The sequence below is a fragment of the Paenibacillus sambharensis genome, assembly GCF_003233845.1.
GTDB classification, from domain to species: domain Bacteria; phylum Bacillota; class Bacilli; order Paenibacillales; family Paenibacillaceae; genus Paenibacillus_I; species Paenibacillus_I sambharensis.
This window is the reverse complement of record NZ_QKRB01000051.1, coordinates 167015-180670: the sequence shown is the minus strand read 5'-3', so window position 1 is coordinate 180670 and position 13656 is coordinate 167015. Positions and strand designations below refer to the sequence as shown.

Annotated in this window: 15 protein-coding genes; 10 read left to right on the top strand and 5 right to left on the bottom strand. The window is 54.3% G+C overall.

Annotated elements, in window-relative coordinates:
* Nucleotides 1–89 precede the first annotated feature (89 nt).
* The 6 genes from DNH61_RS17230 to DNH61_RS17205 all read left to right on the top strand — a co-directional run bounded on the left by DNH61_RS17230 (nt 90) and on the right by DNH61_RS17205 (nt 6472).
* The gene (locus DNH61_RS17230; protein ID WP_111147915.1) at nt 90–1118 is read left to right on the top strand and encodes an NADH:flavin oxidoreductase/NADH oxidase; all 1029 of its coding nucleotides are present in this window, start codon (nt 90–92) and stop codon (nt 1116–1118) included.
* A gap of 67 nt (nt 1119–1185) precedes the next feature.
* The gene (locus tag DNH61_RS17225; protein WP_111147914.1) at nt 1186–1413 is read left to right on the top strand and encodes a hypothetical protein; all 228 of its coding nucleotides are present in this window, start codon (nt 1186–1188) and stop codon (nt 1411–1413) included.
* 174 nt (nt 1414–1587) lie between these two features.
* Entirely contained in the window at nt 1588–2229 is a 642-nt protein-coding gene (trhA, locus tag DNH61_RS17220) for a PAQR family membrane homeostasis protein TrhA (RefSeq protein ID WP_111147913.1), read from the top strand.
* A gap of 974 nt (nt 2230–3203) precedes the next feature.
* On the top strand, nt 3204–5270 hold the full coding sequence (locus DNH61_RS17215; RefSeq protein ID WP_111147912.1) for a PAS domain-containing sensor histidine kinase: 2067 nt from the start codon (nt 3204–3206) through the stop codon (nt 5268–5270).
* A gap of 23 nt (nt 5271–5293) precedes the next feature.
* Nucleotides 5294–6040, top strand: coding sequence for a LytR/AlgR family response regulator transcription factor (locus DNH61_RS17210; protein WP_111147911.1), 747 nt, complete (start codon nt 5294–5296; stop codon nt 6038–6040).
* Nucleotides 6041–6217: 177 nt separating this feature from the next.
* Nucleotides 6218–6472: a hypothetical protein gene (locus DNH61_RS17205; protein WP_181438755.1), complete on the top strand. Its 255-nt coding sequence runs from the start codon at nt 6218–6220 to the stop codon at nt 6470–6472.
* A gap of 87 nt (nt 6473–6559) precedes the next feature.
* Here the strand turns inward: DNH61_RS17205 and DNH61_RS17200 are convergent, their stop codons facing one another.
* Complete coding sequence (locus DNH61_RS17200) at nt 6560–7423, bottom strand: SDR family NAD(P)-dependent oxidoreductase (RefSeq protein ID WP_111147910.1); 864 nt, start codon at nt 7421–7423, stop codon at nt 6560–6562.
* On the bottom strand, nt 7423–7758 hold the full coding sequence (locus DNH61_RS17195) for a helix-turn-helix domain-containing protein (protein ID WP_111147909.1): 336 nt from the start codon (nt 7756–7758) through the stop codon (nt 7423–7425). Before DNH61_RS17195 ends, DNH61_RS17200 begins: the two co-directional genes overlap by 1 nt.
* Nucleotides 7759–7932: 174 nt before the next feature.
* Here DNH61_RS17195 and DNH61_RS17190 point away from each other — a divergent pair, with 174 nt between their 5' ends.
* Both DNH61_RS17190 and DNH61_RS27040 read left to right on the top strand, forming a co-directional pair.
* Entirely contained in the window at nt 7933–8160 is a 228-nt protein-coding gene (locus tag DNH61_RS17190) for a helix-turn-helix transcriptional regulator (protein WP_181438754.1), read from the top strand.
* A complete protein-coding gene (locus tag DNH61_RS27040) occupies nt 8157–8282 on the top strand; it encodes a hypothetical protein (RefSeq protein ID WP_281272417.1) in 126 nt (41 codons plus the stop codon). The genes DNH61_RS17190 and DNH61_RS27040 overlap by 4 nt, the downstream gene beginning before the upstream one ends.
* Before the next feature lies 1 nt (nt 8283).
* Here the strand turns inward: DNH61_RS27040 and DNH61_RS17185 are convergent, their stop codons facing one another.
* Together DNH61_RS17185 and DNH61_RS17180 are read right to left on the bottom strand one after the other, a co-directional pair.
* Complete coding sequence (locus tag DNH61_RS17185) at nt 8284–9081, bottom strand: lipase family protein (RefSeq protein WP_111147907.1); 798 nt, start codon at nt 9079–9081, stop codon at nt 8284–8286.
* Nucleotides 9082–9213: 132 nt separating this feature from the next.
* Nucleotides 9214–10764, bottom strand: coding sequence for an NAD(P)H-hydrate dehydratase (locus DNH61_RS17180; RefSeq protein ID WP_111147906.1), 1551 nt, complete (start codon nt 10762–10764; stop codon nt 9214–9216).
* A 253-nt stretch (nt 10765–11017) separates the two neighbouring features.
* On the opposite strand from DNH61_RS17180, the gene DNH61_RS17175 reads away from it, so the two are divergent.
* Both DNH61_RS17175 and DNH61_RS17170 read left to right on the top strand, forming a co-directional pair.
* The gene (locus DNH61_RS17175; protein ID WP_111147905.1) at nt 11018–12367 is read left to right on the top strand and encodes a GH1 family beta-glucosidase; all 1350 of its coding nucleotides are present in this window, start codon (nt 11018–11020) and stop codon (nt 12365–12367) included.
* Between the two features lie 3 nt (nt 12368–12370).
* The gene (locus tag DNH61_RS17170; protein WP_111147904.1) at nt 12371–13345 is read left to right on the top strand and encodes a Gfo/Idh/MocA family protein; all 975 of its coding nucleotides are present in this window, start codon (nt 12371–12373) and stop codon (nt 13343–13345) included.
* 141 nt (nt 13346–13486) lie between these two features.
* Here DNH61_RS17170 and DNH61_RS17165 read toward each other — a convergent pair whose 3' ends face one another.
* On the bottom strand, nt 13487–13651 hold the full coding sequence (locus tag DNH61_RS17165) for a DUF1328 domain-containing protein (protein ID WP_111147903.1): 165 nt from the start codon (nt 13649–13651) through the stop codon (nt 13487–13489).
* Between the last annotated feature and the right edge of the window lie 5 nt (nt 13652–13656).

Sequence of the window (13656 nt, the reverse complement as noted above, 5' to 3'; positions counted from 1 at the left end):
ATAGTGTGCTGTAGTATAATAGGGGAACGGGATGTATAGAGAGACGCGGCAGGAAAATACTAATCAGTAGTGGAAGGGATGGAGACCCGATGACTGTACAGCTGGATACGCCGTTTTCTTATAAGAGCCTGGAGTTGAAAAATCGTGTTGTCATGCCGCCGATGTGCCAATATGCGGTGGAGAAAAAAGACGGCACGCCCACAGAGTGGCATTATGTGCATTATGTGTCACGGGCAGTCGGCGGCACCGGTCTGATGATTATTGAAATGACGAATGTTGAGCCGGACGGCCGCATTACCGACAACTGCCTTGGCCTCTGGTCTGATGAACAGGTACCGGCGTATAAACGCATCATTGATGAATCCAAGAAGTACGGTACCAGGGTTGCGATCCAGATCGCGCATGCCGGCCGGAAGGCGCAGGATGCGCCGCAGCCGGTTGCGCCCTCGGCCATTGCTTATGACGATACCTTCAAGACTCCCCGTGAACTGACGACGGACGAAGTGAAGGCGATGGTCGGTAAATTTGCGGATGCGGCACGGCGGGCGGTCGAGGCTGGCGTGGATACAATTGAGCTGCACGGGGCACACGGTTACCTGATCCATCAATTCCATTCGCCATATACGAACCAGCGCACGGATGAGTACGGTCAGGACAAAGCCCGCTTTGGCGTTGAGATCATTCAGGCTGTAAAGCGTGTCATGCCGGAAGGGATGCCGCTCATCATGCGGATCTCGGCTGTCGAGTATGTTGATGGCGGCTATGATCTGGATTATGCACTGGAGCTTGGCCGCCGGTACAAGGAAGCGGGCGTTGATATCTTCGATATCTCTACAGGCGGAGAAGGCGCCCCGGGTGCCCGCAAGCCGGCTAATACACCTGGCTTCCAGGTTCCTTACGCGAAGGCGTTCAAGGATAAGCTGGGTGTTCCGGTCATTGCGGTTGGCCTGCTTGAGGACCCGCAGCTGGCGGCGCAGACGCTCGGAAGCGGAGAGGCAGATATGATTGGCGTTGCACGGGGAATGCTGCGCAATCCGTACTGGGCGCTGGCAGCCATCAAGGAAACGACAGGCCGTTATTTGGAGGCCGCTCCCAAGCCATATGACCGTGCTTACTAAAAATGGGTGCGGCTTGTCTGCAAACATGGTAAACTACAGTTAAGATATGTGGAAAGCAGGGGATTCCATGACGGAAGAACAGCATAATGGATCAAACGCCGGGGAGCAGGAGTCGAAGGAGCCAAGAAAAGTCTCGCTGGCTGAAGCCGTAAAAGCAAAGCTGGAACAGAAGAAACAGGCTCAGGCGAATGCAGGCGGACGGCAGAAGCAGTCCCATCAAGGCGGCGGCGGTCTCAAGATGAAGAGCCAGAATACGAAGAAAATTAATAATCAGCGCAAGCGCATGGGCGTGTAAACACTCCTCTTGCGTGACTGCAGCGACTTAAGCAGGCTCCCCGTTAAAGGGGCAGCCTGTTTTTATACAGCTGAACAGGATATTTCTAACAGCTGAACTATGCCCATAAGCGTATAATAGGAAGATCACTCTATGCCGCAGGTGCGGACATTAAGGAAGCAGGGAGGAATAGGAATGGCCAATACACATACGTATACCCGAAAAGAGGAGATCGCCAATGCGATTACGCATGGGATCGGTGCGGCTCTAAGTGTAGCGGCGCTGGTCGTGCTAATCGTATTCGCATCACTTAAGGGGACAGCGCTCCATGTCGTCAGCTTCTCGATTTATGGAACGGCGATGCTGATGCTGTACGTTGCTTCGACACTCGTGCACAGCTTCCCGGAGGGCAGGGTTAAGAAGGTTCTGGAGGTTATGGATCACTCCTGCATATACCTGTTCATTGCAGGTTCTTATACGCCGATTCTGTTTCATATTGTGCAGGGGGCGCTTGGCTGGGCTTTGTTCGGGGTCGTATGGGGGGTGGCGGTGGCTGGCGTTGTATTCAAATCCTTCTTCGCTTCCAAGTTTCTGTTCACCTCAACGATTCTGTATATTGCCATGGGATGGATTATCGTGTTCGCCTGGGGGCCGCTCGTAGAGCATCTGGCGCCTAACGGATTTTATCTGCTGGTGGGCGGGGGGCTGCTGTATACGGTGGGAACCGTCTTCTATATGTGGCGGAGCTTTCCCTATCATCATGCGGTATGGCACATGTTCGTGCTGACCGGCTCCATCCTTCATTTCTTTGCGATTTTGTTTTATGTACTGCCATAACCATGTAAGATAATAAATACTGCTCTTAAGCCGCCAGCCCAACAGGGATGGCGGTTTTTTAACATATAGGAAAATATAAATTTATTGGGGTCATCGGCGAAGACTCTAATGTTGTGTTTTGCCAGGCTAAGTGTATGGAGAACAATATCCTTGAACTAATCCTGTTTGATAAAAATGGGCATTGGGATGCCTTCATAAGGGGGTATGGCAAGAAGATCCGGCCTGTCGTAATCCGGGAAGTGGAGAAGCTCCGTAAATGCGGGATCCACGGAATGGAGTTAAGCTGAAGGGATGCGAAGGATGCCATGAGATGAACGTATTCGATTTCGGTGTAAAGGACAATTTTGCTCAATGTGTTGCTGTAGGGAGCGGGCGCTAAAGCAATCCTCGTGGACTTCTTCCGGTTTGGCATAATTCAAACCCAACGGAACTCAGCAACCTTATTCAAAGGAATCTTGGTCGTTTCAGCGGGTAACGGAACTCAGCGCTGTTATTCAATCAATTTCAAGGGGATCTTTAAGGATAAGGGGACATTAAAGCCTCTGAGTTCCGTAACATTTTATAAATGACTCTAATTCAATGGATAACGCTTCTCAGTTCCGTAAAGACCTGCCTGCCTACATTAAGTTGGTATGTATCATATCGCTTATTTCCTTCCGCTACCAAATGCGGCCCCTCCACCAAACCCTGCAGCAATTGACGAGCGTAACGTTCGGTTCACCTTGAGTAAAATAGAAATGCCGCCCTGATACATAAAAATATCCAAACGGCATGTGTTTCATGTCCGTTAGCTTGTCTGTAGTCTGCTAATTGGTTGACATCAACGGTTTAGTGACCTAAGGGCTGTTACAAGGATGAAAAAATCCCATGCTTGATGCAGTTCAGGGATTCTTTTTTTTAATTGAACATTTTCAAGTTTCTGGTATGATTGTAATATCGGATTCGACAATTTGCTACACAATTAGACAATTATCTTGGGGGAGTTTCTCATCAAGCTCAGTACGCTGTTATTTGATATATTGAATGATTTGTGTATATTCACCGCGCTTCTGCTTGTCTTGAATATACTCTTCCAGAGGTTCTGCCTGACAAGGCTGCGGCCGGTTAAGCTCCGGATCAAGTACGGACTGGCACAGGGAGGAGTAGGAACGCTGCTCATGATGTCGGGGTTTGAGCTGGGCCCCAATTTTGTACTGGACCTGCGGTACCTGTGTATAGCTGCAGCGGCTAGATTTTGGGGCTGGCAGGCCAGCCTGACAGCGGCACTTGTTATTGCGGTTAGCAGATGGCTGCTGTTTGGCGTGCATGTGCCGGCAGCTGTCAGTGCTCTGCTGATGGGGGCAGCTTGCGGCTTGATTGCGACGTTTGTAAAGCCGGGCTGGAAGCAGTGGGCCTGCATGAATGTGTTCTGTATTGTCATCACAAGCAGCATTATCGGCCTGATGTTCGATGGGGGAAAGATGCCCGAGGTGCTTGCGAGCTTCTTACTGGCGGGTATCACTGCAGGCCTGGTTACCCATTTGCTGCTGAGCTTCACGGAGAAATCCGGGCAGCTGCAGCTGCAGCTTAAGGAGTCAACAGATAAATACGAGTCGCTAGTGAACAATGTGAGGGCCATTATTTTTCAGACGGATGCGGAGGGCAGGTGGGTCTTCCTGAATGAGGAGTGGACCCGTGTGACAGGCAGAGCGGTGGAGGAGTCGCTTGGAGAGCGCTATGATGCCAAGCTCCATCCCAGTGATAAGGTACTGAGCCAGCATTATTTTGAGCCGCTGTACAAGCGGGAAATCGATTACTGCCATCAGGAGATGAGGTATCAGGGCAATGATGGAGAACAGCTGTGGATTGAGGTTCATGGCCGCGCCATCATCGACAAGAACGGACATTTCTTAGGCACATTCGGTACGATAAGCGATATTACCAAGCGCAAGCAGGCAGAACAGTCGCTGATCGAAAGCGAGGAGCGTTACCGGCTGCTTGTCGAGACGTCTCCGGAGGCGATCTGCGTGTTCAGCATGGAGGAAACGATCGTCTTCTACAACGAAGCCTGTGCCCGCCTGCTCGGCTATCAGGACGCAGACCTGATGAAAGAGAGTATTTATACATTCGTCCCCAGAGAGCAGGTCGAATTAATCAGGAAGGGGGTACAGCGGGTCTTCGCGGAGCCGAGGCATATTGTGGGAGTTGAATTCATGTGCAGGCGCAGGGATGGTTCAATGCTGGCGCTTGAAACCTCGGCCGCTTATGTCAAATTTAACGGCTTGCCCTCCATACAGGTTATATTCAGGGACAATACCGAGCGCAAGCAGCTTCATGATTCGCTGATGCAGGCCAAGGCCCGCTCGGATGAAGCCAGTCAGGCCAAGAGTGATTTTCTGGCTGCAATGAATCATGAGCTGCGTACGCCTCTTAACGGGGTGCTGGGCTTTGCCCAGCTGCTGAAGATGGGAGTCGCCAAGCTTCCGGATTCTGACCGTCTGGTTCAGGATGCGGACAAGATTATTACCGCTGGAAATCATCTGTTGACGCTGATCAATGACATTCTGGATTTGTCCAGTATAGAGGCTGGGAAAATGAGAGTCCGTCACATTCCTGTGGGGCTGGGCGGCCTGCTCGAGGACTGTGTGCAGGTCATGCAGCCGCTTGCCGGGGAACGCGGAATTACCATCATGAATGAACTTGGCAGTCTCGAAGCGATCGTTCTGGCCGATCCGGTCAGGCTTCGGCAGGTCATGTTCAATCTCCTCTCCAATGCCATCAAGTACAACCGGACGAATGGTACGGTTACGCTTTCCGGCCACTCGGCGGACGGGATCTTCCGGCTGTCGGTCAGCGACACGGGAACGGGTATACCGCCAAATAAGGCGGAGCGGATATTCGAGCCTTTCTACCGGGCACACGCTTCGCCGGAGGTTGAGGGGACAGGGATCGGGTTGACGCTGACCAAGCGCCTGCTGGCATTGATGGACGGGAATATAACAGTGGAGAGTGATGGCCACAGCGGCAGTGTATTTAATGTGGAGCTGCAGCAGATAGCCTGACAGCAGTGAAGGGAGTTTACAGCATGAGCACGTTACAGGTTGTAATCGCGGAGGATAACAGCAACGCAAGGGACATCTTGACCCGTTTCCTGGAGACCTTCGAGCAGGTGGAGATCATTGGAGCGGCTTCGGATGGCGAACAGCTGGTGAGGCTTGTTCTGCAGAAGCGGCCGCATCTGGTGCTGGCCGATATCAATATGCCGGGTATGAGCGGTCTGGAGGCTGTGCGTGAGTGCTTGCGGCTGCTGCCGGAGCTGCTCGTAGTCTTCGTAACAGCATATGACCAGTATGCAGTTGAAGCGTTTGAAATCCACGCCTTTGATTATATCGTGAAGCCTGTTCAGTTCGTCAGACTGGCCCAGGTTATCGAACGGGCAAAACGCGTCGTACAGACGCTGCCGGCTTCCCCGCCGCAGGTGCAGTCCGTGCCGGCGGAGCAGGAAGCTAAGATCATGATCCAGTCCTCCAGGGCAATCCACTTCGTCCCGCTGGAGGATATCTTGTTCATTGAGAAGATGGGGCGCAAGACGGTCGTGCACACGCGGGCGGCAACCTTTGAAACCTATGAATCGCTGGCCTCAGTTATGAAGAAGCTTGGACCGGGCTTTGTCCAGTCGCATCGCGCCTACATCATCCACTTGCGGCATGTCCTCACCATCAAGCCGAGCGGAGACAGCGTGATCGTGCAGTTTTATGATTATGAGCCGACAGCCTTTGCATCCCGGGACAAATTGAACGAAATCATGGATCGGCTGGTCTCCTCCTATTAGCGCCCGCTGCATGGCATTGCATGAGGCTGGAGCCTGATGGAATGAAAACCGGGTTTGCTGCTATAAAAGACCGCGGTTCCTGTCGCCAACGGGCTGGAATTGACTCGACGCTTTTCCCCGCTTTTGTTAATCTTTACAGTAATCAGACAACTGTAGAGGCCTTAAGGAGTGAGGGAAATGAACAGCTGCGCAGTAGAAGGTTGTGGCAAGACGGTTAAGGCAAAGGGATTATGCGCCATGCATCATCAACGTCTCAGACGGCATGGTGACCCGATGTTCAGCAAAACCCTGATGGAGAGAAAAGCATGCCAAAAGAACGGCTGCGGCGAGCCGGTGCTGGCCAGAGGATTTTGCCGCAAGCATTATTATTTCCAGCGCAGGACGGGCCAGCTGGCGCCTCTTGCCGAGCCGCAGATTCATTCCTATAATTAATCAGATGCAGGATAAATAATGAACAGGGGAGCCGCCGGCTCCCCTGTTTTTTGTTCGATTGCCTTAATATTCAGCCCATCGTGCAGCTTAGCGGTACAGCCTTCTGGCGACAACGGCCTCGAAGATTCGCCAGGGCAGGAGTGCCTTGCCGAGCAGGGTGGGTTTGACGCCGGGGCCGATAGGATAACGAAGCTTGGGGTGCTTAAGCGATGTGATCTGTACAATCTGCCTGGCGGCTTCAGCTGCTTCAGGCGCAGCTTCAGCTGACCGCTTCACATAAGCCATAACCTGTTCGAACTGCTCGCGGTAGGCAGAATGCGGTGGAGCGGAAGCGCTCGCCATGCCTTTGGACCATATTCCGGTCTGGTAGGCGCCCGCTTCCAGGAGCACGACATGGATGCCGAAGGGGCGGAGCTCATGCCGCAGCGATTCACTTAGTCCCTCCAGGGCGAATTTGGAAGCGGCGTAGGGGCCGAAGCCCGGAAAGCCGATCCGGCCGCTGATGCTTCCCACATTCAGAATCTTCCCGCTGCCGCGTGCCCGCATTCCGGGCAGAACAGCCTGCGTTACGGCGGCAACAGCGACCACGTTCGTCTCCAGCTGCTCGCGCCACAGAACCGGCGGAACATCCTCCAGGAAGCCGCCGACTGCATGGCCAGCATTATTGACGAGCAGCTCAATCCCTTCGCCAAGCCATTCCTCGGCCCGGCTTACCGCTTCCATAATTTGTTCCTGGCTCGTTACATCCATGCGCAGGCAGCGGATGAACCGGCCGGCGTCCACACCGGCAGTGTGAGCGGCTTCCGTCAAGATCCGGGAGGCATCCGGATTCCGCATGCAGGCAGCTACCCGCGTGCCTGCAGCGGCGAGCTGAATGACGGTCTGCATGCCAATGCCGCCGGAGGCTCCGGTTACGAGGGCCGTGGAGGGGATGAACCGCTGCCTGCCCATTATGAATCCTCCCGTCCGCTCTGCCTGGATCTGAACTTGCGGTACATGGCCAGACTTTCCTTCAGGTACTCTTCTTCATCCTCAGTCAGACGTTCCATCAGGATCGAATTGCCGCTGCCAGCACCGGAATGCTGTTCGTACAAGCTGCGTCCGAGCAGGTCATCCACGGTCACACCAAACCAGTCGGCCAGCTTGACCAGGGTTTCAAGATCAGGCTCATTAATATTATTCTCATATTGTGAAATGGTTGATTTGGCCGCATTTAGATAAGCGGCCACCTGCTCTTGCGTCATTTTACGCGCTTTCCTGAGCTCACGCAGCCTGTCTCCAATCATCGCTTCTCCATCCCGTCCGTCCGATTTTGAGTCTATTGTACACGGAAAATGAACTTTAGATGGGTTTTTTGCTCCGAAATTCATGAAACGTGATAAAAGGCTTGATTAATTAGCAAATATTCCCTATAATGTCCATAGTAGTTCATGTTTCATGAACAATGGAGTGTGGGAGAGATGAATCACCGGCTGAAGCAGGCGCGCAAAGCGCTGGGATATACGCAGTCCGATTTGGCAGCAATGCTGGGCTACAGGTCGAAGAGCGGTTATGCCATGATTGAGAATGGGCGCAATAATCCGCCTCTCCACATCGCACTGAAGCTATCCGGCATCCTGGGCAGCGATGTTCACACGTTGTTTACGGACTTGTACGATATACCTGAGAGGAAAGGGGGATTATCATGATTTTGTATCAGACTGTTCCGCTCTGGATGCTGATGATCGCTGTCGCCGTACTGGCCGGTATCATTGCCTTGAACAGCTGGGTCGTCAAGCGCAAGGCTGCCAAGCGGGATATTCACAAGTAGCCTAGCCGGGCACGGGGCAGAACCCGGGCAGTGAACCGCAGACTGCCTTCACAGCACCGGGCTCTTCGCCCGCAAGCGACTGGAAGTAGCTGTCGAGGATATGGTTGGCGGAGATGGAGCCGTTATTGAAAGACAGCTTGCGTCCGCCTTTGACGTGAACATAGTAGTACAGCTTCTGGGAGCGCGGCAGTGTGTAGAGGAAAGGCGGCACATGCGGTACCACATCCCTGGGGTTATATACGCGGTGCATATGTGTGATGGTGCGGTTAAACATACGGGCGAAGGCAGGGTCCCCTGTTCGCGGGGCTCCGAAGGTATAGATGACCGGCGGCCTGCCGGAGGTTTGTCCCGCGATATCCGGAGCGGCCAAGACAGCCAGCGCACCGCCCAGGCTGTGCCCGGTAACGTACAGCTGTCTGCCGTCCATTAGCGGAGCGAGACTTTTCTTGAGCTGCTCCCGCATGGACATGTAGATAGCCGTAAAGCCGGCATGTGTCAATCCTCCGTCCCGGACGGGGCGGTATCTGACCTGTTTGGCGTCAAGATCCGCAATCCAGTCGGATACTGTTATCGTTCCCCGGAATGCCACAATGACTTTGTCGGCAGACTCAAGCACGAATCCGAAGCATCCTTCCAGATCCCCGTAAGTCTTTCCCTTAATAGCCGCTGCAAGCGTAAATCCATCCGGCATGAGAAAAGTCCCGTCCGCGTTCGTAAACTGAACATACGTCTGACCACAAACTGCAGCGAGGAGAAGGGCTGTCTGTCCGCTCCAGCTGCCATAGTCCGTCATCTTCATCCCCAGCCTTTCCTGTTCGCCCCTCCCGGGCGAATGTCCTGCAGTATTGTATGCCGGGTTGGATGATGGTGACTAGGCACCAGCGGAAACGGCCAAAGACCGCCTTTTCATCTGCCTTGATTGGACAGCGGCCTACAGCTCCTCCAGCAAATCGGATGGAAGCAGGGAAGCAGCCGAGCGGCGCCGGGCAGCAGCGCGGTCGCCCGCTACACCATGCAGATAAACGCCAAGCGCTGCCGCAGACGCTGCATCCTTGCCAGCAGCCAGATAAGTGCCAATCATACCGGAGAGCACATCACCCATACCGCCTGTGGCCATGCCCGGATTGCCGGTTGAATTAATGTAGATCCGGCCGTCTGGACAAGCGATGACGGTTCGCGCTCCCTTGAGGACTACGGTGATGCCGTGCTGGCGCGCATAATCCCCGGCCGACTTGATCCGGTCTTGCTGAACCTGAGAAGTGCCTGTTCCGGCAAGCCGTCCCATTTCGCCCGGATGAGGCGTGATAACGATTGGACCGGAACGCTCGGGCCAAGTCACGCTGTCACCGGCAGCAAACCAGTTCAGCGCATCGGCATCAAGCAGAACGGGCAGCTCCTCTGGCAGCTCCCGCCACAGACGTTCCAGCCACGAAGCCCCATCACCGCCAGGGGCAGCTCCAAGTCCCGGTCCTATAACCAAGGCGTTCCGGTCTGCTGCAAGGCTGGCGAGCGCCTCGGGTTCCACATGACTCCAATCCCCGCTGTCACTGTCATCAAGCGGCATGAGCATCAGCTCGGGGCGAACTCCTGTCAGGGGACCGGCTAAGCTGCCGGGCACAGCCCATGTGACTAGTCCAGCACCGGCCCTGAGCGCGGCAGTAGCGCTCAGCAGACCGGCGCCGCTCATGGCCCTGCTGCCTGCCGCAATGAGAACATGGCCATAAGTGCCTTTATGGGTATCCTCTTGCCTGGACAGATGGGGATCAACGCCCAGGCACTGGCGCAGCATATCTTCATTTAAGTAACGAACGTTGATATCCCCCTGCTGAGCCAGGACGGCGGGGATTCCAATGGGGACGGCTTGGCTCTCGCCAGCATATCCGGCTCCAGGGAACTGCACCAGGCCCCGCTTGAGGAAGGCGAACGAAACGGTTGCTGCAGCGCGAATACAGGGATCGTAGACTTGTCCGGTATCCGCATCAAGTCCGCTTGGTATGTCGGCTGCAACGATTGGCAGCCCGCTTGCATTCGCTGCACGGATTAGCGCAGCATAGGGCTCCCGGGGAGCGCCGCCTGTCCCTGTGCCAAGCAGGGCATCCACGATGCAGCAGGCCCCTGACCAATCCGGCTCACTGCCTTCAGAGAAAATCCGCTCGGCGATGCCGAGGCGGCAAATAATAGTACGCTGCAGGGCGGCATCACCAACCATGCGATCCGGTGATTCGGCATACCAGACCTCAATCTGCCACCCGAGCTCATTCAGATGCCGGGCAGCTACCAGACCATCGCCCCCGTTGTTTCCTTTTCCGGCCAGGATGACTATGCGTTTAGAGGTATCTATGCCATGACGGGCTGCATAGGAGGCCACCGTGTCTGCCAGGGCCTTCCCCGCATTTTCCATCAGGACAACAGAGGGTATTCCCAAAGTTCCAATCGCCTCGGCGTCAAGTCTGCGCATCTCAGCTGCGGTAACAATATACATTCCGATCAGCTCCTTTGATTTGGTGAATGAACTGGCAAGAGCAAAAGCAGCAATATTTATGCCACACCCGTGCATGGAACGGCAACAAGTAAACGTATACAATGGAAGAAATGCCGTGTTAGGGTCAACTTCCTCAGAAACGCTTCTACATATTTTGTAACACGATGGGAAAATTGACTCGGTATGCACTTATTTTACCGAAACTGCGGTACAGCTGAAACGCCGCCGCGGACAAAAAAAGGAGAGATTTGCTGTGACGATTGTGAAATTTCCCGACCATTTCATCTGGGGTGCTGCTACTGCCGCTTTTCAGGTAGAGGGCGCTTATAAGGAAGACGGCAGGGGGATGTCCATCTGGGACACGTTCTCCAGAACCCCTGGCAAGGTTTTCGAAGGAGATAACGGGGATGTCGCATGCGACATGTATCATCTGTATCCGGAAGATATCAAACGGATGGCCGATATGGGCATCCGTTCCTACCGCTTCTCAGTGGCATGGCCGCGCATTATTCCCGACGGCTCCGGAGCGGTTAATGAGAAGGGGCTGGCCTTCTATCATAACCTGGTGGATGAGCTGCATAAGCACGGCATTGAGCCGATGCTCACCTTGTACCACTGGGATCTGCCGCAGGCGCTGCAGGACCGCGGGGGCTGGCTGAATCGGGAGACGATTGACCATTTTGTCCGCTATGCGGAAACGGTGTTCAACTCGCTTCGCGGCAAGGTCCGGTTCTGGGCAACCTTTAATGAGCCATGGTGTATCTCGTTCCTGTCGCACTACATCGGCGCACATGCGCCGGGTATGACGGAGCTGCAGGCTGGTGTCGATGTGGCTCATCATGTCCTTGTTGCGCATGGCAGAACAGTTCAATTGTTCCGGAAGCTCGGCATTGAAGGACAGATTGGAATCGCACCGAATACGGAATGGCAGGAGCCATACAGCGATAAGGAAGAAGATATTGAAGCGGCATACAGGCGTTCCGGTTATCTGAATGAATGGTTCCTTCGCCCGGTTATGACCGGCAAGTACCCGGAGAAGCTGGTGGAGTGGTTCCGCGGCAAGGGAGCGGAGCTTAAGATCGAGGAAGGAGATATGGAGCTGATCGGCTCCAAGATTGATTTTCTCGGCATTAACTACTATACGGGCGGCGTAGGCCGTTATAATCCGGACAGCGGTGACTTGTTCGATTATGAAGAGGTTCCGATGGGCTGGGACAAAACGGATATCGGCTGGAATATCTACCCGCAGGGCCTCTACAATGTCCTGACTTATATCAAGAGAGAATTTGGCGATATCGCGATTTACATCACGGAGAACGGTGCCTGCTATAACGATGGACCGTCTGCGGATGGTAAAGTTCATGACACCGGCAGGGTGGAGTATCTGCGGAAGCATGTGCTGCAGGTTCACCGTGCGATCGAATCGGGTGTTAATGTCAAGGGCTACTACTGCTGGTCATTGATGGACAACTTCGAGTGGGCTTATGGCTATTCAATGCGCTTCGGGCTTATCTATGTCGACTATGAGACCCAGGAACGGATTCCTAAGGATAGCTACCGGTGGTATCGCAAGCTCGCCCAGCTGAACTGGCTGGAAGTTTAGCCGATGACGCTGCGAATTGGTATTGCAGGGACAGGCTGGTTTGCGAAGATGCATGCGGACCTGCTTGAGACGAAGGAGGACGTGCAGGTTGCCGGCTTCAGTGGAACCACGTTGGCAAAAGCGGAGGCGGCTGCGCGGCCCTACCGCCATGCGACAGGCTACAGCAGCCTGACAGCGATGCTGGACGGCTGCAAACCGGATGCCGTCTACATCTGTGTTCCCCCGTTCGCCCATGGCGAGCTTGAGAGCGAGCTTGTCGCCCGGCGCATTCCATTCCTGGTGGAGAAGCCGCTTGGCACAGGGGCCGAGGAACCGCGCAGGATTGAAGCAGCTGTAAGAGAAGCCGGCCTGCTGACCTCTGTCGGTTATCATTTTCGGTATATGGACGCCGCTTCCAGGGCCCGTGATCTTCTTAAGGAACGGACGCCGGGCATGGCGCTGGGATATTGGAATGGCGGGATGCCGGGGGTGGGATGGTGGCGCAGGCAGGAAGGTTCCGGCGGGCAGTTTGTCGAGCAGACCACGCATATTGTCGATCTTCTCCGCTATCTGCTTGGTGAGGTTACGGAGGTGTATGCGGCTTATGCTCAGGCTGCCATGCACCAGCTTCACGAAGGTGTAACCGTGCCTGATGTCGGTACCGTGACAATGAAGCTGGCCTCCGGGCTGGTTGCGACCGTCTCCAACACCTGCATGCTGCCGATTGATCATATGACCGGCCTGCATATTTATACCAGCAGCGGTGTAATGGAGCTCAGTCATCATTCGCTCAGGGATCTGGAGGCAGGCCGGACGACGGAATACCGCAATCTCTCCAACCCTTACGAGCGGGAAACTGAAGCCTTCCTGCACGCGGTAAGGACAGGAGACAGGTCGATGATCCTCTCTGATTATTCCGATGCGCTGCTCACGCAGGAAGTGACGGCTGCAGCTAATGAATCAGCTCGTACAGGCCAGCCCGTGGCTCTTCATTTATAATAAATAGGAGGCTACCCGAAGCGGCATTTGGTTTGCGCAACAGCCGCCTGGCATGACAAAAGGCTGTTCCCGACGTCTTTAAGACGGAAGGAACAGCCTTTTGCTCGTTTGCTCTAGTCAGCAGATGCTTCACAGCTCTCGTTATAATGAGCTTCTGCGGCCAAAGATAAGCGAGATAACAAACAGGATCAAGAAGATAAAGAAGAGTACTTTAGCAACAGAAGCTGCTGCGTCCACAATCCCGCCAAAACCAAAGATCGCTGCCACTATGGCAATGACAAAGAATATCGCTGCCCATTTTAGCATGGTCA

What these genes read in the sequence shown, in the direction of transcription:
- DNH61_RS17200 (WP_111147910.1), bottom strand. Translation starts at nt 7,423, where the DNA reads ATGGGCAGGCAGCGGTTCATCCCCTCCACGGCCCTCGTAACCGGAGCC.
- DNH61_RS17190 (WP_181438754.1), top strand. Translation starts at nt 7,933, where the DNA reads ATGAATCACCGGCTGAAGCAGGCGCGCAAAGCGCTGGGATATACGCAG.
- DNH61_RS17195 (WP_111147909.1), bottom strand. Translation starts at nt 7,758, where the DNA reads ATGATTGGAGACAGGCTGCGTGAGCTCAGGAAAGCGCGTAAAATGACG.
- DNH61_RS17210 (WP_111147911.1), top strand. Translation starts at nt 5,294, where the DNA reads ATGAGCACGTTACAGGTTGTAATCGCGGAGGATAACAGCAACGCAAGG.
- DNH61_RS17180 (WP_111147906.1), bottom strand. Translation starts at nt 10,764, where the DNA reads ATGTATATTGTTACCGCAGCTGAGATGCGCAGACTTGACGCCGAGGCG.
- DNH61_RS27040 (WP_281272417.1), top strand. Translation starts at nt 8,157, where the DNA reads ATGATTTTGTATCAGACTGTTCCGCTCTGGATGCTGATGATCGCTGTC.
- DNH61_RS17170 (WP_111147904.1), top strand. Translation starts at nt 12,371, where the DNA reads ATGACGCTGCGAATTGGTATTGCAGGGACAGGCTGGTTTGCGAAGATG.
- DNH61_RS17185 (WP_111147907.1), bottom strand. Translation starts at nt 9,081, where the DNA reads ATGAAGATGACGGACTATGGCAGCTGGAGCGGACAGACAGCCCTTCTC.
- DNH61_RS17165 (WP_111147903.1), bottom strand. Translation starts at nt 13,651, where the DNA reads ATGCTAAAATGGGCAGCGATATTCTTTGTCATTGCCATAGTGGCAGCG.
- DNH61_RS17225 (WP_111147914.1), top strand. Translation starts at nt 1,186, where the DNA reads ATGACGGAAGAACAGCATAATGGATCAAACGCCGGGGAGCAGGAGTCG.
- DNH61_RS17230 (WP_111147915.1), top strand. Translation starts at nt 90, where the DNA reads ATGACTGTACAGCTGGATACGCCGTTTTCTTATAAGAGCCTGGAGTTG.
- trhA (WP_111147913.1), top strand. Translation starts at nt 1,588, where the DNA reads ATGGCCAATACACATACGTATACCCGAAAAGAGGAGATCGCCAATGCG.
- DNH61_RS17205 (WP_181438755.1), top strand. Translation starts at nt 6,218, where the DNA reads ATGAACAGCTGCGCAGTAGAAGGTTGTGGCAAGACGGTTAAGGCAAAG.